The organism is Streptomyces sp. NPDC048483 (assembly GCF_040651455.1).
Taxonomy (GTDB): domain Bacteria; phylum Actinomycetota; class Actinomycetes; order Streptomycetales; family Streptomycetaceae; genus Streptomyces.
On sequence record NZ_JBEZJZ010000023.1, the window covers coordinates 40,465 to 65,891 of the forward strand.

The 25,427-nt window shown below is 69.5% G+C and carries 23 protein-coding genes; 9 read left to right on the top strand and 14 right to left on the bottom strand.

All coding sequences use genetic code 11. The features are described 5' to 3' along the window. Positions 1–13: 13 nt before the first annotated feature. Positions 14–226, top strand: coding sequence for a zinc ribbon domain-containing protein (locus AB0D04_RS15070; protein WP_362702974.1), 213 nt, complete (start codon positions 14–16; stop codon positions 224–226). 22 nt (positions 227–248) lie between these two features. On the opposite strand, the gene AB0D04_RS15075 is transcribed toward AB0D04_RS15070, so the two are convergent. From AB0D04_RS15075 to AB0D04_RS15085, 3 genes are all read right to left on the bottom strand, one after another. Further along, positions 249–908 carry an O-methyltransferase gene (locus AB0D04_RS15075; protein ID WP_362702976.1) on the bottom strand — a complete coding sequence of 220 codons (660 nt, stop codon included), beginning with the start codon at positions 906–908 and terminating at the stop codon, positions 249–251. Between the two features lie 83 nt (positions 909–991). Continuing rightward, positions 992–1,651: a response regulator transcription factor gene (locus tag AB0D04_RS15080; protein ID WP_362702977.1), complete on the bottom strand. Its 660-nt coding sequence runs from the start codon at positions 1,649–1,651 to the stop codon at positions 992–994. Then, positions 1,642–2,763, bottom strand: coding sequence for a histidine kinase (locus tag AB0D04_RS15085; RefSeq protein WP_362702979.1), 1,122 nt, complete (start codon positions 2,761–2,763; stop codon positions 1,642–1,644). The genes AB0D04_RS15080 and AB0D04_RS15085 overlap by 10 nt, the downstream gene beginning before the upstream one ends. 120 nt (positions 2,764–2,883) lie before the next feature. Here AB0D04_RS15085 and AB0D04_RS15090 point away from each other — a divergent pair, with 120 nt between their 5' ends. After that, the gene (locus tag AB0D04_RS15090; RefSeq protein ID WP_362702980.1) at positions 2,884–3,522 is read left to right on the top strand and encodes a DedA family protein; all 639 of its coding nucleotides are present in this window, start codon (positions 2,884–2,886) and stop codon (positions 3,520–3,522) included. On the opposite strand, the gene AB0D04_RS15095 is transcribed toward AB0D04_RS15090, so the two are convergent. Genes AB0D04_RS15095 through AB0D04_RS15105 form a run of 3 tightly spaced genes read right to left on the bottom strand, consistent with a single transcriptional unit; the run spans position 3,485 to position 8,037 of the window. Then, a complete protein-coding gene (locus tag AB0D04_RS15095; RefSeq protein ID WP_362702981.1) occupies positions 3,485–4,306 on the bottom strand; it encodes an HAD family hydrolase in 822 nt (273 codons plus the stop codon). The two genes, AB0D04_RS15090 and AB0D04_RS15095, sit on opposite strands and share 38 nt — an antisense overlap. Beyond that, positions 4,306–6,849 (bottom strand): phosphoribosyltransferase, encoded by a 2,544-nt coding sequence (locus AB0D04_RS15100; RefSeq protein WP_362702983.1) that lies wholly within the window; start codon positions 6,847–6,849, stop codon positions 4,306–4,308. Before AB0D04_RS15100 ends, AB0D04_RS15095 begins: the two co-directional genes overlap by 1 nt. Before the next feature lie 15 nt (positions 6,850–6,864). Next, entirely contained in the window at positions 6,865–8,037 is a 1,173-nt protein-coding gene (locus AB0D04_RS15105; protein ID WP_362702985.1) for an HpcH/HpaI aldolase/citrate lyase family protein, read from the bottom strand. A gap of 217 nt (positions 8,038–8,254) precedes the next feature. Between AB0D04_RS15105 and AB0D04_RS15110 the strand changes: the two genes are divergently transcribed. Next, a complete protein-coding gene (locus AB0D04_RS15110) occupies positions 8,255–9,361 on the top strand; it encodes a TerD family protein (RefSeq protein WP_362702986.1) in 1,107 nt (368 codons plus the stop codon). A 32-nt stretch (positions 9,362–9,393) separates the two neighbouring features. Here AB0D04_RS15110 and AB0D04_RS15115 read toward each other — a convergent pair whose 3' ends face one another. The 6 genes from AB0D04_RS15115 to AB0D04_RS15140 all read right to left on the bottom strand — a co-directional run bounded on the left by AB0D04_RS15115 (position 9,394) and on the right by AB0D04_RS15140 (position 13,930). Next, positions 9,394–10,137 (bottom strand): Tellurium resistance, encoded by a 744-nt coding sequence (locus AB0D04_RS15115; protein WP_362702987.1) that lies wholly within the window; start codon positions 10,135–10,137, stop codon positions 9,394–9,396. 99 nt (positions 10,138–10,236) lie between these two features. Continuing rightward, positions 10,237–11,379, bottom strand: a complete 1,143-nt coding sequence (locus tag AB0D04_RS15120) for a DUF475 domain-containing protein (RefSeq protein ID WP_362702988.1) — start codon at positions 11,377–11,379, stop codon at positions 10,237–10,239. 52 nt (positions 11,380–11,431) lie between these two features. After that, on the bottom strand, positions 11,432–12,007 hold the full coding sequence (locus AB0D04_RS15125; RefSeq protein WP_362703046.1) for a TerD family protein: 576 nt from the start codon (positions 12,005–12,007) through the stop codon (positions 11,432–11,434). A 128-nt stretch (positions 12,008–12,135) separates the two neighbouring features. Then, complete coding sequence (locus AB0D04_RS15130) at positions 12,136–12,711, bottom strand: TerD family protein (protein ID WP_030068391.1); 576 nt, start codon at positions 12,709–12,711, stop codon at positions 12,136–12,138. Between the two features lie 169 nt (positions 12,712–12,880). Then, positions 12,881–13,339, bottom strand: a complete 459-nt coding sequence (locus AB0D04_RS15135) for a peroxiredoxin (protein WP_362702989.1) — start codon at positions 13,337–13,339, stop codon at positions 12,881–12,883. Between the two features lie 150 nt (positions 13,340–13,489). Continuing rightward, positions 13,490–13,930 carry a DUF3052 domain-containing protein gene (locus AB0D04_RS15140; RefSeq protein WP_362702990.1) on the bottom strand — a complete coding sequence of 147 codons (441 nt, stop codon included), beginning with the start codon at positions 13,928–13,930 and terminating at the stop codon, positions 13,490–13,492. Between the two features lie 516 nt (positions 13,931–14,446). Here AB0D04_RS15140 and aceE point away from each other — a divergent pair. Further along, entirely contained in the window at positions 14,447–17,179 is a 2,733-nt protein-coding gene (gene aceE, locus AB0D04_RS15145; RefSeq protein ID WP_362702992.1) for a pyruvate dehydrogenase (acetyl-transferring), homodimeric type, read from the top strand. A gap of 74 nt (positions 17,180–17,253) precedes the next feature. Here aceE and AB0D04_RS15150 read toward each other — a convergent pair whose 3' ends face one another. After that, a complete protein-coding gene (locus AB0D04_RS15150) occupies positions 17,254–17,673 on the bottom strand; it encodes a peptidase inhibitor family I36 protein (protein ID WP_362702993.1) in 420 nt (139 codons plus the stop codon). Positions 17,674–18,203: 530 nt separating this feature from the next. After that, positions 18,204–19,805 (bottom strand): MFS transporter, encoded by a 1,602-nt coding sequence (locus tag AB0D04_RS15155; RefSeq protein WP_362702995.1) that lies wholly within the window; start codon positions 19,803–19,805, stop codon positions 18,204–18,206. 115 nt (positions 19,806–19,920) lie between these two features. Here AB0D04_RS15155 and AB0D04_RS15160 point away from each other — a divergent pair, with 115 nt between their 5' ends. The 5 genes from AB0D04_RS15160 (at position 19,921) to AB0D04_RS15180 (ending at position 25,269) form a co-directional block, all read left to right on the top strand. Beyond that, a complete protein-coding gene (locus AB0D04_RS15160) occupies positions 19,921–20,577 on the top strand; it encodes a TetR/AcrR family transcriptional regulator (protein ID WP_362702996.1) in 657 nt (218 codons plus the stop codon). A 214-nt stretch (positions 20,578–20,791) separates the two neighbouring features. After that, on the top strand, positions 20,792–22,006 hold the full coding sequence (locus AB0D04_RS15165; RefSeq protein WP_362702997.1) for an alpha/beta hydrolase: 1,215 nt from the start codon (positions 20,792–20,794) through the stop codon (positions 22,004–22,006). A gap of 104 nt (positions 22,007–22,110) precedes the next feature. Beyond that, a complete protein-coding gene (locus AB0D04_RS15170) occupies positions 22,111–22,989 on the top strand; it encodes a DUF4429 domain-containing protein (protein ID WP_362702999.1) in 879 nt (292 codons plus the stop codon). A 205-nt stretch (positions 22,990–23,194) separates the two neighbouring features. Then, positions 23,195–24,592, top strand: coding sequence for a sensor histidine kinase (locus AB0D04_RS15175; RefSeq protein WP_362703048.1), 1,398 nt, complete (start codon positions 23,195–23,197; stop codon positions 24,590–24,592). Then, complete coding sequence (locus AB0D04_RS15180) at positions 24,589–25,269, top strand: response regulator transcription factor (RefSeq protein ID WP_362703001.1); 681 nt, start codon at positions 24,589–24,591, stop codon at positions 25,267–25,269. The genes AB0D04_RS15175 and AB0D04_RS15180 overlap by 4 nt, the downstream gene beginning before the upstream one ends. Positions 25,270–25,427 lie beyond the last annotated feature (158 nt).

Here is a 25,427-nt window from a genome sequence, read left to right on the forward strand (position 1 = left end):
CTAACCTGTGGCCATGCCTCGTTACGAATACCGGTGCCGCCCGTGTGGCACCACCTTCGAGCTGAACCGGCCGATGGCCGAGTCCTCCGCCCCGGCCATCTGCCCCGACGGCCACGAGGACACCGTGAAGCTCCTCTCCGCAGTCGCCGTCGGCGGCTCCGCATCCGCCCCCGCCCCCAGTGGCGGCGGGGGCGGCGGTTGCTGCGGGGGCGGCTGCTGCGGCTAGAGGGCGTCGCACGGGTCCTGCGTTACCGTCTGCGTGCCACCGTCAGTCCGTCCGCCACCGTGAGCATCACCGCCTCCACCCGGTCGTCGGCCATCACATGGTCGTTGAACTCCCGGATCGCCAGGGCCGGTCCGGTCACCGCCGGATCGGCGACCTGGCCGTGGAAGAGGACATTGTCCGCGACGACCAGGCCGCCGGGCCGCAGTCTGGGCACCACTTCCTCCCAGTAGGGGATGTAGTTGGCCTTGTCCGCGTCGACATAGACGAGGTCGATGTGCGGCTCGGCCGGCATCGCCCGCAGGGTGTCCAGCGCGGGCCCGATCCGCAGCTCGACACGGTCCGAGACCCCGGCCTCCACCCAGGCCTCCCGGCCGTAAGCCGTCCAGTCCTCGGAGATGTCGCAGGCGATCAGCCTGCCGTCCGGGGGCAGCGCCTGGGCCATCGACAGCGCCGAGAACCCGGTGAACGTCCCCAGCTCGACGATGTGCCGAGCCCCGATCAGCCGTACCAGGAACGCCAGCAGCGGCCCCTGCTCCTGCGCCGACTGTATTCCCGCCACGTCCGGGAACCGCTGGCGAGTCATCTGCACCAGGCCGCGCTGTACGGAGTCCAACGGCGGATTGTGCGCAAGGACGTAGTCGTACAGCTCAGGGGTGATCGGTGTGCTCTTGGACTTGGTCACTGGGTCTCCTCCCATCGGGTTCACTCTTCCCTCCGCAGGTCGTCGCCATATCCCGGTCGGCTCGTTCCCTCACTCTGCGCTCCTCAGGCCCCCAAATAGCGCAGCACCGCCAGCACCCGGCGCGAGTAGCCCGTGGCGCCCGTGAGGCCGAGCTTTTCGAAGATCGCATTGATGTGTTTCTCCACGGCGCTCTGCGAAATATGCAGCCGGACGGCGATCGCCGCATTGGTGTGCCCCTCCGCCATCTGGCCGAGCACCTCCCGCTCGCGCTCTGTGAGCGTGCCCAGCGGGTCCTTGCGCTTGGTGCGTACCAGTAACTGCCGTACGACTTCCGGGTCGAAGGCCGCCTGCCCGGCCGCCACCCGCTCCAGAGCGTCCAGGAATTCGTCCACCTCCACCACCCGGTCCTTGAGGAGGTAGCCGACCCCCTCACTGTCGTCGGTCAGCAGCTCCGTCGCATAGCGGCGCTCGACATACTGCGACAGAACCAGCACCCCGACACCCGGCCAGCGCTCCCGGATCTGCACCGCCGCCCGCAGCCCTTCATCGGTGTGCGTGGGCGGCATACGGACGTCCACGACCACCGCGTCGAGCTTCTCCTCCGTCCTCTCCGCCCACTCCAGTACGGCGATCAGCCGATCGGCGTCGCCGACCGCGGCTGCAACCTCGTGCCCTTCCTCGGCCAGCAGCCGCACCAGCCCTTCCCGCAGCAAGATCGAATCGTCGGCAAGCACTACACGCACGGCAGCTCCGCTGTGATGGTGGTGGGTCCGCCGGGCGGGCTGTCCGCCCGGAAGCGGCCGTCGAGGGCGGCAACCCGGCGGGCCAGCCCGAAAAGACCGCTGCCGGAGAGGTCCGCGCCGCCCAGTCCGTCGTCCTCGATAGATACGAGCACGCTGTCCTCGCCCGGGGCGACGCGGACCGTTATCAGCCCGCCACCCGAATGCTTGACGGCGTTGGTGACGGCTTCGCAGACCACGAAATAGGCGACCGTCGCAACGGCGGTGTCGGGCTCACAGGTAAGTCGGTAGTCGAGACGTACGGGAACGGCGGAGCGTTCGGCGACCGTCTCCAGGGCGGCCCGCAGCCCTGCCTCGTCCAGGACCGTGGGGTAGATCCGCCATGCCACTTCCCGTAACTCGGTCAACGCTTGGCGGCTCTCTTCATGGGCCTGGCGCAGGAGTTGGTCCGCATGCAGTCCATCCCGGCTGCGCAGCGCCCGGCCCAGCAGCATCCCGAGCGCCACCAGCCGCTGCTGCACGCCGTCGTGCAGATCGCGCTCGATACGGCGGCGCTCGTCGTTGACCGCCGCGACGACGCCGGCCCGGCTGGCCGCCAACTGCTCGATGCGGCGCTCCAATTCCTCCTGCTGACTGGGGCCGAGGAAGCGCCGCGCCAGCAGTCCTTCCAGATGCGAGACCCCGAACACGCCCTGCAGGGCGATGAAGAGGAAGAAGAGATTGCCGACGCCGGTCAGGGCGACATCACCGGGGTGCCGCAGATCGGTGAACGGCCAGACCACCACCGCCCACAGCACTATCCCCGTCAGCGGGGCGAAAACCACCACCATTCCCACTACGCCCAGCACCCAGCGCACCGCCACATATTGGAGCGCCCGAACGCGCGCGTACGCGTGGGAGACCTCCGCCTCACCGAACCGCGCAAGCCTCCGGCGCTCGACCTCGGCCAGGCGCCCGGCGACGGCGGTCAGCGGGGTCGGTACGACCCGCCGTCCGCGCGGCCAGGCCAGGAGGAAGGGCAGAACGAGGGCACAGAGCAGCGTGAAGAAAAGCTCGGCGACCGCCGTGCAGGCGCCGATCCCCAGACTCGTTGTCAGGCGCACGATGCGCCGCATCACTCCTCGCACGATCATGACGCTAGCGGGGCCGGGCCGGGCGCACACTGCGGAAAACCGCAGTCTTCTCTGCGGCTTTCCGCAATGTGCCGCCGCTCACGAATTCATAGCGTTGAAAACATGATCGAGAGCATCGGAAACACCGCACCCGGCTGGATCACGGACCTCATGGACGCGCTCGGCGCGCCCGGCGCGGGTCTGGCGATCGCCGCGGAGAATCTGTTCCCGCCGCTGCCGAGCGAGGTGATCCTGCCGCTGGCGGGCTTCGCGTCGAGCCGCGGCAGCATGCTGCTGACGTCCGCGCTCGTGTGGACGACGCTCGGCTCGGTGACCGGCGCTCTGGCGCTGTACGGCGTGGGCGCGCTGCTCGGGCGTGAGCCTACGGTCGCGATCGCGGCGAAGCTGCCGCTGGTCAGGGCCTCCGACGTCGAGAAGACGGAGCGCTGGTTCCAGCGGCACGGGACCAAGGCAGTGTTCTTCGGCCGGATGATCCCCCTCTTCCGCAGCCTGATCTCGATACCGGCCGGCATCGAGCGCATGCCGATACGGGTCTTTCTCGGCCTCACCACCCTCGGCAGCCTCATCTGGAACGCGGTCTTCGTCCTCGCCGGCTATCTGCTCGGCGAGAACTGGGAGGAGGTGACCGGTTATGTGGATGTCTATGCGAAGGTGGTGCTCGTGGCAGCGGCGCCGGCGGTGGCGGCCTTTGTCGCCGTACGCGTCAGCAGGCGCGGCCCGGGGCTGCGACGCCGCGGATGAAGGCCCGCACAATCTCCTCACCCGCCGCGACGCCACGCTCGTCGAGCGCCGTGACATGCGGGGCCTGCCAGCCCGAGTCCGCCAGCTCGCCGTGCCCGGGCCGCCAGCCGCGGTCCGCAGCCAGCAGCAGATCGGCGTCGAGAAGAGAGTCGCCTGCCGCGAGGATCTCGGACGCCCCGGTGCGCCGGGCCACCTCCGCGACGGCAGCGCTCTTGGTGAGCGGCTTCGGCACGGCGTAGATCTTGCGGCCTTGCAGAGAAACGGTCCAACCACGTGCCTCCGCCCAGTTGCTGAGGTCCTTCACCCAGGTTTCCGGCAGCAGCGGGCGCTCCACGACGAGGTAGGCGAAGAGGTCCTCGGCGACGCGTTCCTTCAGCAGCCAGGCGGGGTCGGCGGTGCGGATGAGGTGGGCGCGGATCTCGTCCAGGGGTGCGCACTGCGAGGCGAGGCGCTCGGCGACGGTGCGCTGCCAGTCCGGGTCCGACTCGCCCCGTACGAGCAGGTGGCCGCCATTGGCGCAGATGGCGAACTCGGGTGCCGGGCCGGGGAGATGGATCCGTCCGTACTGCTCGCGGGTGCGCGTGGTGGTCGGGACGAAGGTGGTGGAGCCGGCCAGTTCGGCCAGCAGCCCGGCCGCCGTCTCCGTCATATAGGAGAGGGGCTTGCGTTCGTAGGTCTCGACGCACAGGAGGCGGGGGGCCTCGGCGTCGGACATGGCGAGGTTCAGCGCCGCAGCCGAATAGATCAGGGTGCGGTCGAGGTCGCTGGCGACGATCGCGCTCATCAGGAGGCCACTGCCTTTCCGTCAGTACCCGTGGCTCCGCGAGTGAAGCGGGGGTGGATCAACCCGACACAGCTGTAGGGCAGTTCGTCGACTTCTTCGACGGGTACGCCCCGTTGTTCCGCCAGGAGGCGCACATGATCGAGATCGGCCCCGGCGCCCCGCTGGGCGAGGATCTTCCAGGGGACCCGGCGCAGCAGGACGCGCGTGGTCTCACCGACACCGGGCTTCACGAGGTTGACGTCGTGGATGCCGTACTCCTCACTGATCCGCTCGACGGCCGCCCAGCCCTCCCAGGTGGGGGCCCGGTCGGCGGCGGCGAGCTCCTTCACATCCGCGGCGACGGCGTCGGCGACCTCGTCGAACCGCGCGCTGACCGCGTCGAGGAACGCACCCGAGACATCGGCGCCGGCCAGCTCCCGGTAGAACTTGGCGCCGTGGAAGTCGTCCGGGCCCACGAGGTCGTCGCGCAGGACGGTGCGCGATATGAGCCCGGAGACGGTGGAGTTGAGGCAGGCGGACGGGATCAGGAAGTCGTCGCGGGTGCCGTAGGTCTCGACGCAGCCACCAGGGTCGGCGAGCACGGCGATCCGCGGGTCGAAGCCCGGGAAGTCGGCCAGCGCCTGGGCGAGCTCGCGGGTGATGGCGCCCTTGCCGGTCCAGCCGTCGACGAAGACGGCATCCGCCGGATCGTGGTGGGCGGCCAGCCAGCGCAGTGCGGTGGTGTCGATCCCCCGGCCGCGCACGATGGAGACGGCGTAATGCGGCAGGTCCAGGCCGTGGACGTGCAGCGCCCAGCGGCGCATCAGCACACCGACGGGCGTGCCGGCCCGGGCCAGCGACACCAGGACCGGGCTCTTCGTGCGCTCGGCGAGCACGGTCTCGGTGACGGCCCCGACCGCCCGCGCGATCCGGGTCGCCGAGGTCTGCAACGCGCTGTGGAACAGCGCCTGGTACTGCTCGCTCGGCTGGTACTCCACAGGCAGCGACTCGGCGTAGTGGGCGCCGCCGCTCTGGATCGCTTCCTCTCGCTCCTCGGTGGGCGCTTCCAGGGTGACGTCGGAGAGGTCCTGCAGCAGCCAACCGACCTCGTCGGCAGCGTACGAGGAGAAGGCGGGGCCGCGCAGCGGCTCGGGGAGGGTCATGGAACGGGCCTGTTCTTGCGGGGCTTGCGGTGCGGGGAGTTCCTCCGCCGCTTGGGCGGCCGGCTGCGGGGTGTACGACGGGACGACGGCGAGCAGCAGCCGGTCGGTGTGCTCGGCGAGCCGGTCCAGCAGACCGCCGGCGGCATGCAGGTCGGCGCTGTCCCCGTGCGAGTCGACGACGGCCACGACGGCATCGAAGCGCCGCGCCGGGTCGCTTCCGGGCGCGACGTTGTACGCGTACCGCTCCCCCGGTCCGTCGGCCGGCCGGTCGTGGGCGGGGAAGGAGAGCCGGGTCCGTATGGCGTAGCCGGGGTCGTCCACGGCGAGCACGGGCGAGCGGGTGGTGGTCGAGAAGTGGACCTCCGCGCCCTCGGCCGGAGCGGCGGCCCGGGTGTCCAGGGCCTCGGCGATCCGCAGCGGCGCGTACATCAGTTCCTCGTTGCCGAGGACGAGGATGCGGCGGGCGCCGTCCAGCTGCTCCGCGAGGCGGGCGGCCATGGCCGGGAGGCCGGCCTCCAGCCGCTCGCGGTGCGACGGTGTGAAGCCGTGCCGTCCGCCGTCGGGCACCCCGGCGGGCCAGTCGAGGTCGACCCGTATGACGTCCCCTCGACCGCCGCCCGCCGACGCACGGGCGGCAGCCGGGCCTCCGGTCGCGGGCACCGCGCTCCCGGCGGCCTCATGGGCGGCGACAAGTTCCTGGCCACGCTCGAGGACGTCCGCCGGCAGGCGTACACCGCCCGCGGCCAGGGATATGAGGTCCACGCGGGCGCCCAGTTCCGCCGCGAACTTCTCCAAGTGGCTGCGGTCCGCGTCCGAGCGCATGTCGACCAGGGCGACGACGACGTACCGCTCTCGGGGGAAGCGCGAGTGCAGCGCCTTGATGGTGTTGAGGACGGTCCGGCCGGTGGAGAACTCGTCGTCGACCAGCACCAGCGGCCCGTCCCCGGCGAGGAGGTCACGGTCCTCCGGGAGCAGCAGATGCGAGGTGGCGTGGCTGTGCTCCTCCTCGAAGCCGCCCACCTGGTCGACGCCGCTCACCGGTCGGCGGGTGGAGTGCAGATACGGCGCAAGTGCCAGCCCGTCGGCCACGGAATGCCCCAGACCCGTGGCGGTCTCGGCGTACCCCAGGACGACGGAACGCGCGGCGGCCTCGTCACCCAGCAGTTCGCGTACCCGGCGACCGAGCCCGTAGCCGGCGCCCTGGACCACTCCGGGGCGCTGCGGTACGTGCTTGCCAAGCACGTTCGACACGAGCAAATGGGCCCGCTTGGGATTGCGTCGCAGCGCAAGGCCCAGCAGTTCCGGCAGTTCGTCCCCGCCGCTCAGCGAGACACCAAGCCGCCCGGCCACCCACTCTCCCGACCACACCACGCGTTCCGTCTTCTCCATCGTTTCGTCCATGTCGTTCACCGGATCTCAGTTCTGCGGAAGGCTTGCGGTCAGCAGTTCCACGAACCCGATGCCCTCGCGGGCGACGCCGAACGCCTCGGCGCGCAGCAGGGTGCGCTCTGCCCAGGCGCGGTGCGGCTTCACCTCGTTCATCTTGTTCGTGTAGGCGGAGCGCAGGACCCCGCCGTCGCAGCGTTCGGGCCGCAGGATGTCCGCCGCGTCGCTGAACTCCTCGTGGCTGACGACCGAGAGGGCGTGCACCGGCGCGACATGGGAGGGGTGGATGCAGGTCTTGCCCTGCAGCCCGTTCGCCCGGTCCAGTTCGATCTCGCGCAGCAGGCCGTCCATGTCGTGCTCGATCAGTGCCGTGCGCAGCTCCTCGGCCCGGCCGAGGAACGGGCTACGACGCAGCTGCGGCTTGAACATCCGCTCGTGCAGCCGGAAGTACTCCCACACAGGGCCGGTGACCGTGAAGCCGGTGCCGTCCGCCCGGCCCAGCACGTTCACCACATCGGCGATCACGGAAGCGACGATGTGGACGTCATAGGCCGTCATGTCGGGGGCCCTGCGCAGCCCGTAGGCGGAGCAGAAGTCCGTGACGCCGAGCCGCAGGGCGAGCACGCGGTCGCGGTACTTGTCGACGGTTTCGGCGATCCCCTGGAGGGTCTCGGCGCGGCTTTCCAGATGCAGCAGCTGCGGGGATTCGAGCACCGGCATCGCGAACAGTCGCCGGCCGCAGGCCGACTCGGCCGCAGTCAGCGCCTCCAGGAAGGGCACCCCGCGCTCCGCCGTGAACTTCGGCAGGACGAATCCCGACAGCCGGCGCACCGTGGGCCCCATCCGGCGCACCAGATCCGGTATTTGACCGGGCTCGCGGACGCGGATGAAGAGCAGCGGCAGCTCCGTGCCCGCGGTTGCCGCCTCGTCCAGAAGGGCGAACTGCCGCACGAGGTTCTCTTCGCCGGCCTCCACGTCCCCGTCCCCTATGGAGTCCTCAAGGCACAGCACCATGGACATCACGCCCCGGTCGGCCTGCTTGAGGATGTCGGCAGAAAGCCGCGGGCGGGTTGCGGGGCTGTAGAGCGTGGCGCCGAGGGCGACCGCGAGCGTGCGGGCCGGGGATTCGGCAGTGAATTCCCCTGGCTCCTGGTGGAACAATGCCTTCCGGATGTCGGGCGCAAGGTGCCCAAAGTGCCGCATACAACTCCCCGTCTACAGGCGGGACACTGCACCCCCGCTGCGTCTCGCTGTCTGGATCCAGCCGGTAATCGTACGTGTGGTGGAGTGCCGTTAGTTCCCCCGTGCGTGAAAATCTCGTATCCCACATGCGGCGACGAGGTGTCCGTGTACGCGACGCGCCCACGTCCGGCAGGCCCCCGCGTTGTCCCTGCGACCTCCGGGAAGGCAGGATTGCGGCATGACGCACGCGATGCTGAAAGGGTCGAACGTACCCCTCGATGCCACGGCTGTCCGGGCCGTCCTGCGCTGGACGCCCGGCGCCGGTGTACCCGATGTCGATGCCTCGGCCCTGCTGGTGGGGCCCGAGGGACACGTGCGCTCCGACGAGGACTTCGTCTTCTACAACCAGCCACGGCACCCCAGCGGCCTCGTCCGGCACCTGCCCAGGACCCGCCTCGCCGACGGTCTGACCGAGACCATCGAGGCGGATCTGGCCGCACTGGACCCGTCCGTGGACCGGGTGGTGCTGACCGCGTCGTCGGACGGCGGCGCGTTCGGGCTCGTACCGGATCTACGCGTCATGCTGTACGACGCCGTGACGAGCGACGGCGACCCGATCGCGGTGTTCGACGTAGTGCCGGACACGGGCGACGAGACGGCACTGATCTGCGGGGAGATCTACCGCCGCGCCGAGAGTTGGAAGTTCCGCGCGCTGGGCCAGGGCTACGAGAGCGGACTGGTGGGCCTGGCGACCGAGTTCGGGATCTCGGTGGAGGAGAACGGCTCCACGGGCTCCGGGTCTGCGGCGGCACCGGCCCCGGAGGCCTCGGCCACCCCCGCCTCGACACCCCCCGCTTCGGCACCCACGGCGGGCCCCGAAGCCGCCGCGCCGCCCGCGCCCGCCCCGTCCGCCGGCCCTGCTGCCCCGGTGAGCCCGCCGCCCAGCGCCTGGCCCGAGGAGGCGACCGCCCCGTCTTCGGTGCCGGACCCCGATGCCGTCACCCAGCACATGCCGGACCCGGCGCCGGAGCCGTACTCATCGGCCCCGCCGCCACCTGCCCCTGCGGTGCCGCCGCAGCAGCCCACCGGTGGCGGTTACGGCGCTCGGCAGAGCGTTCCGCCACCGCCGGCGCAGCCTCCGGCCCAGCCCTCGTACGGCTACCCGGGCCCGCCGCCGCAGCAGCCCCAGTACCAGCCGCAGCAGCCGCCGTCCGCGTACGGCTATCCTCAAGCGCCCCAGCAGCAGTCTGCCCCGGCGTACGGCTATCCGACGCAGCAGCAGCCGTTTGTGCCGGACCCGTCGTTTGTCCTGCCGCCGCAGGGCCCGCAGTTCCAACGCCGGTAGGACGGCGGCCGGCGGCACGCACCGTCAGGGCGTCAGACCTTCGACTTGTACCCCCGCCCCCACTGGAGGCCCCAGCCGTACAGCCGGTCGAGCTCCGCCTGGAAGCCGTAGACGTACTTCACCTCGCGGCGCACCGTCAGCTCGCCCTTGGTGTTCTCGAGCGTGAAGATGGCGCAGGAACGGGCCTGTGGCGCCCGCTCGTCGAGCTTGATCTCCATCCGCGGCCCGGTGCTCGGATAGAGCGTGACAACGGCGTGCGTGCGGTCGAAGGCGGGTGTTCCGTCGTAGATGTAGACGAAGATCAGCAGCCGCTTGATCTCGTCGCGGTGGTCCATGTTGATGTACAGCGTCTCGCCGGACGGCGAGCCGAACCGGTCGTCGCCGCTGAGCTGCACATACGGCGGGGCATTGAGCTCGCCCAGGAAGTTGCCGAGCGGCTGCACCACGCCCTTGGTGCCGTCCTTGAGCTCGTACATACAGGCCAGATCCAGGTCGATCTTGACCACGGCCGGCCCCTGCGCCTGCACGACCTCGGGCTTGAACAGCCGGCCAGGGTGTCGCAGCAGACCGCCCGCGCGCTGACCGCCCCGCTCGCCGAGGTCCGATGTCCGCATCTGCCAGTGCAGATTGACCCGCAGATGCCCGCTGGCCGCCCCCTGCTTGCTCAGGGAGACGACCGGGTTCCGCTTCGTCAGTTCGACGACATACGACGCTCCACCGCTGTCGAATGCGTATTTCGGCGCCCCGCCACGCCACCAGTTCCCCAGGAACGACATTTTGCCCACCCCACTGCTCGACCCCAATTACCGCGGGGCGGCCCCGAGGTCTGCACCCCATGGCCGCCCCGCAGAGAGCGTTCCTCAATCAGAGCCGCGTCACACTCCGGACGTGACCTCCGACCTGGCCCCCTCTTCGTCACCCGGCTTGCCCTCGCGCTTGTTCCGCAGCACGGACGAGGCGAAGGAAAGGCCGATCAGTACGACGCCGACCAGGCCGGTGATGACCTCGCTGATCTCGTACTTGATCGTGATGAGCAGGATGACCGCCAGCGCACCGATCGCGTAGTGCGCGCCGTGCTCCAGGTAGACGTAGTCCTCCAGGGTCCCCTTGCGGACCAGGAACACCGTCAGCGACCGGATGTACATCGCGCCGATGCCCAGACCCAGCGCCATCATGAAGATGTCGTTGGTGATGGCGAACGCGCCGATGACGCCGTCGAAGGAGAAGGACGCGTCGATGACCTCGAGGTAGAGGAACAAGAAGAACGCGGCCTTGCCGGCCAGGCCCACGGCCGCGCCGGTCCCGACGTTTTTCGTCTCGGGCTGCGCGGCGGTCTCGCCGTCCTCCGCGTCGTCCTCGTCCTCGTCCTCCAGCTTGTCCTCGAAGTAGCCGGAGATGCCGCCGACGACGAGATACGTGATGAGGCCGGCGACGCCGGACAGCAGCACCGTGGCGCTCTTGTCACCGCCCCCGTGTGCGACGTCGGTGGCCACCGTCATCGCGCTCACGAGCAGGACGACCAGCGCGATGATGACGGACAGCATGTCGAGCTTGCCCATCTTGGCCATGGGCTTCTCGATCCACGACAGCCACTTGTAGTCGCGCTCCTCGAAGATGAAGTCGAGGAAGATCATCAGCAGGAACATCCCGCCGAAGGCCGCGATGGCCGGATGGGCGCCGGTGACCAGTTCCTGGTAATGCGCCTTGTCATTGATGGCGAGTTTGACCGCCTCGATCGGCCCCAGTTTCGCGGTGACCGCGACGATCACGACCGGGAAGACCAGCCGCATGCCGAATACCGCGACCAGGATGCCGACGGTCAGGAAGATCTTCTGCCAGAAGGCGTTCATCTTGCGCAGGATGCCTGCGTTGATGACGGCGTTGTCGAACGAGACCGAGATCTCCAGGATGGACAGGATCCCGACAATTGCGAGCCCCTGCCACCCCCAGAGACTGCCCGCCAAGGCAAGGCCGAGCGCCGTAATGGCGAACGACCAGCCGAAGGTTTTCAGGAGCACTGCCTACCCAATCCCTCGTTGTGTGGGTCCCCCGCGCGCAGCGCGCGGTGCTTTACGAAACGTTGACCCCGAAGTCTAGAGCGATGCCTCGCAGGCCCGACGCGTACCCCTGCCCCACGGCCCGGAACTTCCATTCGTCGTTGTAGCGGTAGACCTCGCCGAAGATCATCGCGGTTTCGCCGGCGGCGTCCTCGCTCAGGTCGTAGCGGGCGAGTTCGCTGCCGTCGGCCTGATTGACGATGCGGATGAAAGCATTGCTGACCTGGCCAAAGCTCTGGCCGCGCAGCTCGGCTTCATGAATGGAGACCGGGAAAATGATCTTGTCGACCTGCTCGGGCACCCCGGTGAGGTCGATGAGGATCGACTCGTCGTCGCCCTCCCCGTCGCCGGTGAGGTTGTCACCGGTGTGCTCGACGGAGCCCTCGGGACTCTTGAGGTTGTTGTAGAAGACGAAGTACTCGTCCCCCAGCACCCGACCCGACTGGCACAGCAGCGCGCTGGCGTCGAGGTCGAACGGCGCTCCGGTGGTGGAGCGCGCGTCCCAGCCGAGGCCGACCATGATCTGCGAAAGATTCGGCGCGGCCTTGGACAGGGAGACGTTGCCCCCCTTGGCGAGCGTGACGCCCATGATGTTCGCTTCCTCCCCTGTGTTGGTGCGGGCCGCGCTCACGCCCGGCCCGCGTCCCTTTTCAAGCAGGCCCGGCGCCGCACTCCCCGGATGGGGTGTACGGCGCCGGACGCGGCAAATGTGCTCGCTCAGACGTTGACGCCGAAGTCCTGCGCGATGCCGCGCAGGCCCGAGGCGTAGCCCTGACCGATGGCACGGAACTTCCACTCCGCGCCGTTGCGGTACAGCTCGCCGAAGACCATGGCGGTCTCGGTCGAGGCGTCCTCGCTGAGGTCGTAGCGCGCCAGCTCATTGCCGTCGGCCTGGTTGACGACGCGGATGTAGGCGTTGCGGACCTGGCCGAAGCTCTGCTGACGGGTCTCGGCGTCGTAGATCGACACCGGGAACACGATCTTGTGGACATCGGCCGGCACCCCGGCGAGGTTCACCTTGATCGCTTCGTCGTCGCCCTCGCCCTCACCGGTGGTGTTGTCACCGGTGTGCTCGACCGAACCGTCCGGGCTCTTCAGGTTGTTGAAGAACACGAAGTTCTGGTCGTTGCCGACCTTGCCCTGGTCGTTGGTCAGCAGGGCGCTGGCATCGAGGTCGAAGTCCGTACCGGTGGTGGTACGTGCATCCCAGCCCAGACCGACGAGGACGGCGGTCAGATTGGGGGCTTCCTTCGTCAGCGAGACGTTGCCGCCCTTGCTGAGGCTGACTCCCACGAGTCCTCCCATAGATTCGAGGGGTACGTAAAGTTTTGCGCCCCCATCGTGCATGGCATCGGATCAACGAATTGATCCTAGTGACCGGTTCCCACCGATTACAGATATCGCACTCGGATGCACACGGATGCCGGTCGGGCGGGCGCCCGCAGGGGCCCGGAGAAGTGGCTCAGAGGGCGTCGAGCGCCTTGAGGTAGTCGTTCAGGTCGCGGGCGTCGGGCAGGCCGTTGACGACCGTCCAGCGCACCACGCCCTCCTTGTCGATGACGAAGGTGCCGCGCACCGCGCAGCCCTTCTCCTCGTCGAAGACGCCGTACGCCCGCGAGGCCTCGCCGTGCGGCCAGAAGTCCGACAGCAGCGGGTACTCCAGACCCTCCTGCTCGGCGAAGACGCGGAGCGAGAACGGGGAGTCGTTGGAGACGGCCAGCAGCTGGACATCGTCGTTGGCGAACTTGGGGAGCTCGTCGCGGAGCGCGCACAGCTCACCGGTGCACACACCGGTGAAGGCGAAGGGGTAGAAGAGGAGGACGACGGCCTTCTCGCCGCGGAAGTCGGAGAGCTTGACCAACTCGCCGTGCTGGTTCTTCAGCTCGAAATCCGGAGCCTTCGTGCCGACCTCGATCGCCATGGGGGTTGCTTCCCTTCCGCTCACGCACAACTGGACGCGCCCAAGCCTACGCGCCGGGCCGAACGCCCCGAAAACCGCTCCTGAACAGCGCCGAGCCCCCTCCGGAACAGGCCGGAGAGGGCTCGGTGTGGAACGTCGAGATGGTGCGGATCAGCGCTTGCCGGACTTCGCCGCCTTCGGCGTGACCAGTCGGCTGCCGGTCCAGTCCTTGCCCGCGTTGATGCTCCTGGTCTGGGACAGACCCGCGGTCTGCGCGGCCTCATTGATGTCGCTGGGCTCGATATAGCCGTCGCGGCCGGTCTTGGGCGTCATCAACCAGATCTCGCCGCCCTCGTCGATCAGCCCGATGGCATCCACCAGCGCGTCCGTGAGGTCGCCGTCGTCATCGCGGAACCACAGCACGACGACGTCGGCAACGTCGTCGTAGTCCTCGTCAACGATCTCCTGGCCGATCACGGCCTCAATGGCTTCACGGAGCTCCTGCTCGACGTCATCGTCGTAGCCGATCTCCTGGACCACCTGTCCGGGCTCGAACCCCAGCCTGACGGCCAGGTTGGTCCGCTCCTCCGCGTGGTCCGCGGTCGCGCTCACGGATTGCCTCCAGTCATGTTTCGGAAATTTTTGGGACCCCACGCGTGCGCGGAGCTTTGGGCGTAGTCCACACGGGCCGGGCGGATCGCGCAAGTACCCGGCGGCCGAGACCGCCGAAACGGTGACGATTGGACGCGTCTCACCGCAACCACGACCCCATCAGGACAGCCTGAAGTGATTCACACCACAGCGTTCTGGCGGGTTTATCGGGTAGTCGCGCGTGACTGGTCCATCGGGGGCGCCCGGCGCCCGCCGGGCTCACGGATTCGGGAGCCGCACGGTCGTACGCAAGGCACTTTCGACATGGGCGTATGGTTGCGATTTGGCCGACCTGAGAATCGGCCCATTCCGCGCCCATCTCTCAACCGGTGGTTACCCAACGGTAGAGATGACGTATCCCAGTGACTCGGTACACGATGGAAGACGGCGCGACACAAGGCAGAGACAGCATTCGTCCGCGTGCGCAGCATCAATAGCGTGCCGAGCACGACACGAACCGAACACCGAAGGAACAGCGTGGCTTCCGGATCCGATCGAAACCCGATCATCATTGGCGGCCTTCCCAGCCAGGTCCCGGACTTCGATCCAGAAGAGACCCAGGAATGGCTCGACTCGCTCGACGCAGCCGTCGATGAGCGAGGCCGGGAACGTGCCCGCTACCTCATGCTCCGGCTGATCGAGCGGGCCCGCGAGAAGCGTGTGGCCGTGCCCGAGATGCGCAGCACGGACTACGTCAACACCATCGCGACCAAGGACGAGCCGTTCTTCCCGGGCAACGAGGAGATCGAGCGCAAGGTCCTGAACGCGACCCGGTGGAACGCGGCCGTCATGGTCTCCCGTGCCCAGCGCCCGGGGATCGGTGTCGGCGGCCACATCGCCACGTTCGCCTCCTCCGCCTCCCTCTACGACGTGGGCTTCAACCACTTCTTCCGGGGCAAGGACGACGGCAAGGGCGGCGACCAGATCTTCTTCCAGGGCCACGCCTCCCCCGGTGTGTATGCCCGCGCCTACCTTCTGGACCGGCTCACCGCGACGCAGCTCGACGCCTTCCGCCAGGAGAAGTCCAAGGCCCCCAACGGTCTCTCCAGCTACCCGCACCCGCGGCTGATGCCGGACTTCTGGGAGTTCCCGACCGTCTCGATGGGCCTTGGCCCCCTCGGCGCGATCTACCAGGCCCGGATGAACCGCTACATGCAGGCGCGCGGCATCGCCGACACCTCCGACTCGCATGTGTGGGCCTACCTCGGCGACGGCGAGATGGACGAGCCCGAGTCGCTCGGCCAGCTGTCCATCGCCGCCCGCGAGGGCCTGGACAACCTGACCTTCGTCGTCAACTGCAACCTGCAGCGCCTGGACGGCCCGGTCCGCGGCAACGGCAAGATCATGCAGGAGCTGGAGTCGCAGTTCCGCGGCGCCGGCTGGAACGTCATCAAGCTCGTGTGGGACCGCAGCTGGGACCCGCTGCTCGCGCAGGACCGCGACGGCATCCTGGTCAACAAGCTCAACAGCACGCCGGACGGCCAGTTCCAGACGTACGCCACCGAGACCGGCGCCTACATCCGCCAGCACTTCTTCGGTGACGACCAGCGGCTGCGCGCGATGGTCGAGAACATGACCGACGACCAGATCCTGCACCTGGGCCGCGGTGGTCACGACCACAAGAAGATCTACGCGGCGTATGCGGCGGCCAAGGCCCACAAGGGCCAGCCGACGGTGATCCTCGCGCAGACCGTCAAGGGCTGGACGCTCGGTCCGAACTTCGAGGGCCGCAACGCGACCCACCAGATGAAGAAGCTCACGGTCGACGACCTCAAGGGCTTCCGCGACCGGCTGCACCTGCCGATCCCGGACAAGGACCTGGAGGACGGCCTGCCGCCGTACTACCACCCGGGCCCGAAGTCCGAAGAGATCCAGTACATGCACGACCGCCGCAGCGCGCTGGGCGGCTACGTACCGACCCGTGTCGTGCGCGCCAAGCCGCTGCAGCTGCCGGACGACAAGGCATATGCGACGGCCAAGAAGGGCTCGGGGCAGCAGAAGATCGCCACGACCATGGCGTTCGTCCGGGTCCTGAAGGACCTGATGCGGGACAAGGAGATCGGCAAGCGCTTCGTGCCGATCGCGCCCGACGAGTACCGCACCTTCGGCATGGACGCGTTCTTCCCGTCGGCCAAGATCTACAACCCGCTGGGCCAGCAGTACGAGTCCGTGGACCGCGAACTGCTCCTGGCCTACAAGGAGTCGCCGACCGGCCAGATGCTGCACGACGGCATCACGGAGGCGGGCTGCACGGCCTCGCTGATCGCGGCGGGCTCGGCCTATGCGACGCACGGCGAGCCGCTGATCCCGGTCTATGTCTTCTACTCGATGTTCGGTTTCCAGCGGACCGGCGACCAGTTCTGGCAGATGGCCGACCAGCTCGCGCGCGGCTTTGTGCTCGGTGCGACGGCCGGCCGTACGACGCTGACCGGTGAGGGCCTGCAGCACGCCGACGGCCACTCCCAGCTGCTGGCGTCGACCAACCCGGCCTGTGTCTCCTACGACCCGGCCTACGGCTACGAGATCGCGCACATCGTCAAGGACGGTCTGCGCAGGATGTACGGGGAGAACTCCGAGGACATCTTCTACTACCTCACCGTCTACAACGAGCCGATCCAGCACCCGGCGGAGCCGGCCGATGCCGACGTCGAGGGCATCCTGAAGGGTCTGCACCGCGTCGCGGCGGGCGAGAAGGGCGGGCACGCCGCCCAGATCCTCGCCTCGGGTGTGGCGGTGCCGTGGGCCATCGAGGCGCAGCAGATCCTCGCGGACGAGTGGAACGTCAAGGCGGACGTCTGGTCGGCGACCTCCTGGAACGAGCTGCGCCGCGAGGCCGTCGAGATCGAGGAGCACAACCTGCTCCACCCGGAGGAGGAGCAGCGCGTCCCGTATGTGACGCAGAAGCTCCAGGGTGCCGAGGGCCCGAAGGTGGCGGTCTCGGACTGGATGCGTTCCGTTCCGGACCAGATCGCGCGCTGGGTTCCGGGCACGTACCAGTCGCTGGGCGCCGACGGCTTCGGCTTCGCGGACACCCGCGGCGCGGCCCGTCGCTTCTTCCACATCGACGCGCAGTCGATCGTCCTCGGCGTGCTCACCGAGCTCGCCAGGGAGGGCAAGATCGACCGCTCGCTGCTGAAGCAGGCGATCGACCGTTACCAGCTCCTGGACGTCACGGCCGCCGAGGCGGGCGAGGCCGGCGGCGACGCGTAACGCCCGACCGGACCGCATCGCACGGACGACGCCCCCGACAGCGCCCCGCTGCCGGGGGCGTCGCGCATCCGGCCTCACCGTTCCCAGACCTTGAACGCCCGTACCTGGTACGGGGACCGGGGCACCCAGCTGCCGCCGCCCGGGTAGGTGTCGAACTCTGCGGTCTCGGCGCACTCCGCGCTCTGGTACGTGGTGACCGGCCGGCCGGTGCGGTTGGCGAACGCGGCGGCGCCGCTTCCCTTGGGCAGCGGGACGCAGCTCTCGATGTCGGTGTCGGAGAGCTCGTAGGTCCGCCGTTCGCCGCCGAAGTCCGCCTGAGGCCAGACGCACAACTGGCCCGCTGCGCACTCGCCCGAGGCGGCGGCGGTGCGGCCGCCGGCGGCCGCGTGCGCGGCCGGGGTCCCGAGAGCGGGTGGGACGGCGAGTGCGGCGGCAAGTGCGGTGAGGCCGGTGAGAAGCGCGGTGGTGTGGGACGGAATCGGACGCAGGCGCACAGGAATCTCTCCCCCGTGAAGTTCGATGATGGCGTCCCGCAGCGGGCCGGTTGCCCGTGGCGGGTTCGTCATCGAGCTTCGCGAGGGCGCGGCGCGGCTGCCAAGGCCGTGGCGGCGCTCCCACCCGGATCAGGTATGGGGATCACCGGAACGGCGCGGAGCGGGGCGCCGGTGCGCGGTGTTGACGCGGGCGGTGCAGCGCGGGCGGTGTGCGGAAACCGTTCCTCCCATGGCCTGCCGATGCCGCTGGGTGCGGGCCGCTCCGGGAAGGCCGTTCCCGGGCGGCCGGTTCCCGTGACGGCTCATCCGGATGAGGGATTCGCCTCGCCACAGGAGTCCAACTGCCGCCGGGCGCACGGCGGATGGGCCGGGAGGCGAGCCGGAGCGGCTGGTTGACGAGCCGCGTTGACTTCCGGTGGTGAACGCAACGGCGCGCGGCGGGCCGAGGGAGTGCCTCGACCGGCCGCGCGCCGGCTGCTGCTGGGTGCTGCTGGGTGCCGCACGGTGGTCCGCCCCTGCGGACCCGCGGGTCAGATGTGGCCGACGCCCGCGCCCGCCTCGGCGTTCGCGCCGCGCTTGGTGAAGGTGGCGACGACGGCCGCGACGATCGCCACACCGCAGGCGACGGTGAAGGCCAGGCCCATACCCGAGACGAAGGTGTCGTGGGCGACGGAGGTGATCTTCTGGGCGATCTCCGGCGGGGTGCCCTTCGGCACCGGCGCGATGCCTGCGGAGACGGCGTCGGACAGCTGAGACGCCTTTGCGGGCGGGACCGGCGGGAGGCCGGCCGACTGCCAGTTGCCCGGGAGGTCGTTGTCGACGCGGGAGGCCATCACCGCGCCGAGCACGGCCGTACCAAGGCTGCCGCCGACCTGCATCGCGGCCTGCTGGAGACCGCCGGCGACGCCGGAGAGCTCCAGCGGGGCGTTGCCGACGATGACCTCGGTGGCGCCGACCATGACGGGCGCGAGGCCCAGGCCGAGCAGCGCGAACCAGACGGACATCGGGCCGGTGCCGGTGGTGGTGTCCAGGCCGGACATGCCGTACATGGCCACGGCGGTGAGGACCATGCCGCCCACCAGCGGGACCCGCGGGCCGAACTTGGTGATCAGGGCGCCGGCGAGCGGCGAGCCGACGATCATCATGCCGGTGAGCGGCAGGAGGTGCAGACCGCTGTCGACGGGGCTCATGCCGTGCACGTTCTGGAGGTAGAACGTCACGAAGAACAGGCCGCCCATGAAGGCGAAGGCCATCAGGACCATCAGGACCGTGCCGGCGGTCAGCGGCACCGAGCGGAACATCCGCAGCGGGATGAGCGGCTCGCGGACCTTGGTCTCCAGGACGGCGAAGAGCGCGAAGAGGACGACCGCGCCGATCAGGAAGCCCCAGGTCTTCATGTCGCCCCAGCCCCACTCCGAGGCCTTGATCAGCGGCCAGATGAGGCAGAACATCGCGCCGGAGAGCAGCACGATGCCCGGGATGTCGAAGGAGCGGGGGGCGTTCTGCGCGCGGTGGTCCTTGAGGATCACCAGGCCGAGCACCAGCGCCAGGATGCCCACGGGGACGTTGATGAAGAACACCGACTGCCAGTTGATGCGCTCGACCAGCAGCCCGCCGACTATCGGGCCGCCGGCGGTGGAGGCGCCGATGACCATGCCCCAGATGCCGATGGCCATGTTGAGTTTCTCGGCCGGGAAGGTGGCGCGCAGCAGTCCGAGCGCGGCGGGCATCAGCAGGGCGCCGAAGAGACCCTGCAGCACCCGGAAGACGATGACCAGCGTGACCTCGCTGGAGAACCCGATGGCACCAGAGGCGGCGGCGAAGCCGACGATGCCTATGAGGAACGTCTGGCGGTGGCCGAAGCGGTCGCCGAGCTTGCCCGCCGTGATCAGCGAGACGGCCAGCGCGAGCATGTAGCCGTTGGTTATCCACTGGACGTCGGCGAGCGACGCGCCCAGGTCGTTCTTGATGGCGGGGTTGGCGATGGCGACGATGGTGCCGTCCAGGGCCACCATCATGACGCCGATGGCCACGGAGAAGAGGGTCAGCCACGGATGGCCACGCAACCCCTTCGGGGGCTCCGGTACGGGAAGTTCCGGCGCGGCGTCGGCAACCGGGGTCTGAGAACTCATACCGCGAGGCTAATGTCAGCCACTGACAGTTGACAAAGCAAATCATCAGTCGGTAACTGTCATTTAGCTCACAGGTATCCTGATCAGCGAGAAAACCGTGGAGAGGCGGCGCAGGATGGCGACCCCGACGCCGCAGGCGGCATCCCCCTGCGGGCTGCGCGAACGCAAGAAGCAGCGCACCCGCGACGCCCTGATCCGGGCTGCGCTGGAGCTGTTCACGGAGCAGGGGTACGAGACGACGACGATCGACGAGATCGCGGAGGCGGTGAACGTCTCCCAGCGGACCTACTTCCGCTACTTCGCCAACAAGGAAGAGGTCGTCTTCGCCGTCCAGGAGATGGTCGAGGCCCGCTTCCTTGCGGAGCTGAACGAACGGCCCGCCGGCGAGGCCCCGTTGACCGCGCTGCGCAACGCGGTGATGGTCGCCTGGGACGAGATCGGGAGCGCGATCGAATCGGTGGTCCCGGTGGAGCTGCACATGCGCTCGTACCGGATGATCGAGTCGACGCCGGCGCTGGTCGCCGCGCATCTGCGGCGCTCGTCCGACCTGGAGGAGCAGATAGCGCGACTGATCGCCGGGCGCGAGGGGCTGGACGTGGACACCGATCCGCGGCCCAGGGTGGTGGTCGCGGCGTTCTGCGGCGTGATGCGGGTGGCCGGGAAGGTCTGGGGCGAGGGCCAGGACTGCAGCGTGGCGTCCATCCGCGAGCTGACGAAGTCCTACTTGGATCACATCGGGCCGGCCATCGACGACGACTGGCGAATCCGGTAAAAACGGGGCGAAGAAGCCGGTGACCTTCCTCACGCGCCGAGGGCGGGCGACGGCCTTGGCGGGACCGCTCCGTGGCGCGATGTGCCCAGGTCTGCACGGCTGAGCACCGGCATTCGATGCCCGCTGTCCGGTTTGGTCGAAATACCCGCCGCGAAACGTGATATGGATCACCAGCCCAGCAGGTACCCTCTTCCGTCTCCTAGGGTGGCTCGCGGTGAATTCCTTCCCGGGCCTCAGCCCCTCCTTCGGTTTCCTGCAGTCCACCGCCTGGCGCGCCGCACTCGCCCTGGTGGTGGTGTTCGTGATGCTTGCACTGACCGGCTGGACGGCCATCAGAGGCACCAAGGAGGACGCCAATCCCCTGGCCACCGCCAGAACCGCCTGGCAGCACGCCACCTTCCACGGGCGGCCGCTGCCCGACCCCATGGCCGCCCCGGCCACCGTCCGGGCCTTCTTCGCCAAGCTCGACCGGCCCGAAGAGCAGCGGCTCGCGTCCCGGTACCCGCTGGTCGTCGGCAACTTGGGCGGCGCGCCGGTCAAGCTGCGCTACCGGGCCAACCGGATGGCGATCGACGACGCCCGCGCCATCGCGAAGCGCCGCATGACCGATAAACGGCTCACGCCCGTCGGCCGCCAGACGGCAGGCAGGCTGATGCACCGCCTCGAGTCGATGATGAGCCGCGGCCGGCAGATCCTGGCCTTCGACCCGGCCGGTGACGGGCGGGCGGCGGAGGTCTTCGGCAACCTCGCGAAGGCCCGCCGGGTCTCCGTGGTGGTGCCGGGTGTGGACACCAACCTGTCGACGTTCGAGCGCACCGCGAAGGCGCTCACCGCGCCCGTGGGCATGGCGCGGTCCCTGTACAAGGCCGAGCGCAAGGCCCGCCCGGACGCCCGTACGGCAGTGATCGCCTGGGCCGACTACACCTCACCGGCCGGACTGGGCGTCGAGGCCGCCACCGGGCAGCTCGCCGGGGCCGGCGCGGTCCGACTGCGCGCGCTCACCGAGTCACTGCCGCCCGCCGCCCCCGTCTCGCTGTTCTGCCACAGCTACGGGTCCGTGGTGTGCGGCGTCGCCGCCCGTGATCTGCCGTCCAACGTCGAGGACATCGCGGTGGCCGGCAGCCCCGGAATGCGGGCCGAGAGCCTTTCCGGGCTCGGCACGCACGCCCGGGTCTGGGCGATGCGGGACGCCGACGACTGGATCCAGGACGTGCCCAATCTGGAGCTCGGCGGGCTCGGCCACGGTGCCGACCCGGTCGAGCCGTCCTTCGGGGCCCGGATCCTGTCCGCCCAGGGCGCCCAGGGGCACACGGGCTATTTCGCGCCCGGTACCCAGAGCCTGCACAACTTCGCGCTCGTCGGGGTCGGCGCGCTCACCTCGGTGGACTGCGCGGTCACCGACCCGCACTGCAGCGCCGACCTGGCCTGAGGGCCGGACGCCACAGTTCCGGTAACCGGGATGCTCCTGACGCGGGTGGCGCAAGGTGTCCGGAAGGGGGACGGGCGGGCAACCGCCCACATACGATGAACCGCATGGGTGATGTTCTGGCCGGTTTTCACGCCGTCTGGGAGTTCGACACGGACTCCGTACTCATCCGCTTCGAACGGGGGATCCGCAGGCCGAAGCTGTTCCAGGCGCTCGGCGAGCGACGCATTCCGTACGAGGCGTTGAGGTCCGTCGAGCTGTCCGAGGGCAGACGCGGCACGGTGGTGCTGCATGCCGTGCCCCGGCACGGCGCCGACCCCTTGATGGAGGCGGCGGACGGACAACTCAAGGAGGACGCCGACCCGTACCGGCTGCTGCTGCCGGTCGAGCGCGCGACGCTCGCCGAGTACTACGCCGACGAGCTGCGCGCCGCACTGGGACCCGATTCCAAGGTGCCCGCCGACCGCCATCTCGTGGCCGCGCCGGAGCCTCCGCTGCACTTCAAGGCGTACGACGGCAAGGCGTCCTTCGACGGCAGTGCGGTCGCCTTCCGCTGGTTCTGGACGGGTGCGTCGTCGGCGAAGTGGAAGTGCGGCGACCAGAGCTTCACGGTCGGCGAGCTGGCCGGGGTCGAGTGGCGTTCGCCGGAGATCTTCAACGGCCATCTGCGGCTGCTGGAGCGCGGGGCGCGCGAGCCGGGGGCGGGCGCGGCGGACCAGGATCCGGCCGCCGTGGTCTTCGGGCTGGGCTACGGCCCGGTCCATGAGTCGCTGCCGTTCGCGGCCTCGGTGCTCCAGGCCGTACGGGCCGCGGAGCCGGCGACGGCCGCGCGGGAACGCGAGCCGGTGCGCCGCGCCGGGGATGCCCGCCGGGACCCGGCCGATATCGCGGACCGGATACGGCATCTCGGCGAGCTGCACGGCGCGGGGCTGCTGACGGATGACGAGTTCAGCGCGAAGAAGGCCGAGTTGCTGGCGGAGCTCTAGGGGCGGGCGGGGGCGGGCCGGCCGTGCGCCGGCTGAAAGGGGGCGGGCGCGTCATACCGTGGTACGGCCCGCAACCCCGAACCGTGGTATGACGCCCCGGCCAGAATGGTCCGCTTACATTCATCCTGCGATGTTGAAGCAATCTCTCACCCCAGAACGCGGGCCGACCCGCGGCGCCGAGCGCGAGCCGACCCGCGGCCGGACGATGAGCGCCGTGCGGCAGGCGCTGCACGTCCTCACCGACGCGCTCTGCACCCCGACCAACCCCGGCATCCCCCTCTTCGACTCGAGCCGGAATCGCTGGCTGCGCCGACTTCCCTACTTCGTCGCCTTCGTCTTCGTCGTCATCCTGTTGCCGGGGGGCGTCAATCTCCTCAGCAACGAGTACGGCATGGACCTCGGGCCGGCGGGCGCGCTGGCCACCGCGCAGACCGTGCCGCTGCTGCTCGCGGTGACGCGGCCGCTGCAGGCCTGGTGGGTGATCTTCGCGGCGGACGTCATCTGTGCCCTGGCCCTCACCTCGGTCGGCGGCGTGGCGGAACGCGCCTGGCCCTGGCCGCCCACGGTGATCATCGGCTATTTCGTGCTGATGCTCGCACTGTCGCTGCGTGAGCCCCGTCGTACTCTCATCGCCGTATGGCTGATGACGGGAGCGGCCGGCATCCTCTCCGGGCCGTTCACTCCCCCGCGCATCACCAGCACCTGGGTACTGCTCTTCGTGCTCTCCGGTGTGATGCTGCTGATGGGCGCCGCCCTGCGCGAACGGGGCGATGCCCAGCGGAGGTTGATGGAGCAGGAGACCATCAGCGAGGCCGAGCGCGCCCGCCGTACGCTGCTGGAGGAGCGCACCCGTATCGCCCGCGAGCTGCATGACGTCGTCGCCCACCACATGTCCGTGATCACCGTCCAGGCCGACAGCGCCCCCTACCGCATCAGCGGTATCCCCAAGGAGGCCCAGGAGGAGTTCGGGGCGATTGCCGCGACCGCGCGGGAGTCGCTGGCGGAGATGCGCCGGCTGCTGGGGGTGCTGCGCAGCGAGGAGACCGAGCGGGACGGCGGGCCGGAGAAGGCCCCGCAGCCCGGGATCGGCCAGCTGCCCAAGCTGGTCGACGGGACCGTACGGGCCGGTGTGCCGGTCGAGTTGGCGCTGCCCGAGGAGCCGGTGGTGCTGGAGCCGGCGGTGGACCTGTCGGCGTACCGCATCGTGCAGGAGGCGCTGGCCAATGTGGTGCGGCATGCCCCCGGTGCGCAGACCCGTGTGTCGGTGACGGCCACGGCAGACGGCTCACGGCTGACCGTACTGGTCGTCAACTCCGCGCCGCCCGCCCCGTCCGCGCCGCTGGAGCGCAACGGCACCGGGCACGGCCTGATCGGTATGCGCGAGCGGGTGCGGCTGGTGGACGGCTCACTGGACACCGGGCCGCTGCCCGACGGCGGGTTCCGGGTCGCGGCCCAGCTCCCGCTGGCGGGGCCTGCGTCTGCGCCACCGTCGGCCCCGGCGTCGCCACCCGCTTCCGCGCCCCCCGCCTCTCCGCCGTCTCCTCCCACGTCCCCCACATCCCCCGCTTCTCCCCTCTCAGCGAAGGACTCCGACTCCGAATGACGACCCGGGTGATCATCGTCGATGACCAGGCCATGGTGCGGGCGGGTTTTGCCGCGCTGCTCGCGGCGCAGAGCGATATCGATGTGGTCGGCGATGCGCCGGACGGGGTGCAGGGGGTGGAGCTGAGCCGTCGGGTGCATCCCGATGTGGTGCTGATGGATGTGCGGATGCCGGAGATGGACGGGCTGGAGGCGGCGCGTCAGCTGCTCGATCCGCCGATAGGGGTCGTCCACCGTCCGAAGGTGCTGATGCTGACCACCTTCGATGTCGACGACTATGTCTACGAGGCGCTGCGCGCGGGCGCGTCCGGGTTCCTGCTCAAGGATGCGCCGCCGGCCGATCTGATCTCCGCGGTGCGTGTCGTGGCGGCGGGCGAGGCGCTGCTCGCGCCCTCGGTGACCCGTCGGCTGATCGCCGACTTCGCCCGGCAGCGGCCGGCGCCGCGCAAGGGCCGCGCGTCGCTGCGGTTGAACGGCCTGACCCCGCGCGAGACGGAGGTGCTGGAGCTGATCGCCCGCGGTCTCGCGAACCGGGAGATCGCCGACTCTCTCGTTCTGGCCGAGCAGACCGTGAAGACCCATATCGGCCGCGTACTGGCCAAGTTGGAACTGCGGGACCGCGCGCAGGCCGTGATCTTCGCGTATGAGTCGGGGCTGGTGGCACCTGGGGAGCGGTGAGGGGGAGGTGCGGGTGGGCAGGAGGTGCGGGTGGGCGGCAGGCAGGCCCGGCAGCTCAGGTGCCTCGGCACCGAGTCGTGGAGCGCTCGCTTCTCCTCCTCCCTGAGGACGAGTGTGGCGGGTACCCCCTACCCAGGTATCACCCGGTAGTTGGCCCC

Bases quoted from the DNA above. Each gene is read 5' to 3' on its own strand.
- AB0D04_RS15155 (WP_362702995.1), bottom strand. From the start codon at position 19,805: ATGAGTTCTCAGACCCCGGTTGCCGACGCCGCGCCGGAACTTCCCGTA.
- AB0D04_RS15135 (WP_362702989.1), bottom strand. From the start codon at position 13,339: ATGGCGATCGAGGTCGGCACGAAGGCTCCGGATTTCGAGCTGAAGAAC.
- AB0D04_RS15090 (WP_362702980.1), top strand. From the start codon at position 2,884: ATGATCGAGAGCATCGGAAACACCGCACCCGGCTGGATCACGGACCTC.
- AB0D04_RS15105 (WP_362702985.1), bottom strand. From the start codon at position 8,037: ATGCGGCACTTTGGGCACCTTGCGCCCGACATCCGGAAGGCATTGTTC.
- AB0D04_RS15170 (WP_362702999.1), top strand. From the start codon at position 22,111: ATGGGTGATGTTCTGGCCGGTTTTCACGCCGTCTGGGAGTTCGACACG.
- AB0D04_RS15085 (WP_362702979.1), bottom strand. From the start codon at position 2,763: ATGCGGCGCATCGTGCGCCTGACAACGAGTCTGGGGATCGGCGCCTGC.
- AB0D04_RS15070 (WP_362702974.1), top strand. From the start codon at position 14: ATGCCTCGTTACGAATACCGGTGCCGCCCGTGTGGCACCACCTTCGAG.
- AB0D04_RS15115 (WP_362702987.1), bottom strand. From the start codon at position 10,137: ATGTCGTTCCTGGGGAACTGGTGGCGTGGCGGGGCGCCGAAATACGCA.
- AB0D04_RS15100 (WP_362702983.1), bottom strand. From the start codon at position 6,849: ATGGACGAAACGATGGAGAAGACGGAACGCGTGGTGTGGTCGGGAGAG.
- AB0D04_RS15175 (WP_362703048.1), top strand. From the start codon at position 23,195: ATGAGCGCCGTGCGGCAGGCGCTGCACGTCCTCACCGACGCGCTCTGC.
- AB0D04_RS15180 (WP_362703001.1), top strand. From the start codon at position 24,589: ATGACGACCCGGGTGATCATCGTCGATGACCAGGCCATGGTGCGGGCG.
- AB0D04_RS15160 (WP_362702996.1), top strand. From the start codon at position 19,921: ATGGCGACCCCGACGCCGCAGGCGGCATCCCCCTGCGGGCTGCGCGAA.
- AB0D04_RS15110 (WP_362702986.1), top strand. From the start codon at position 8,255: ATGACGCACGCGATGCTGAAAGGGTCGAACGTACCCCTCGATGCCACG.
- AB0D04_RS15095 (WP_362702981.1), bottom strand. From the start codon at position 4,306: ATGAGCGCGATCGTCGCCAGCGACCTCGACCGCACCCTGATCTATTCG.
- AB0D04_RS15125 (WP_362703046.1), bottom strand. From the start codon at position 12,007: ATGGGCGTCACGCTCGCCAAGGGGGGCAACGTCTCCCTGTCCAAGGCC.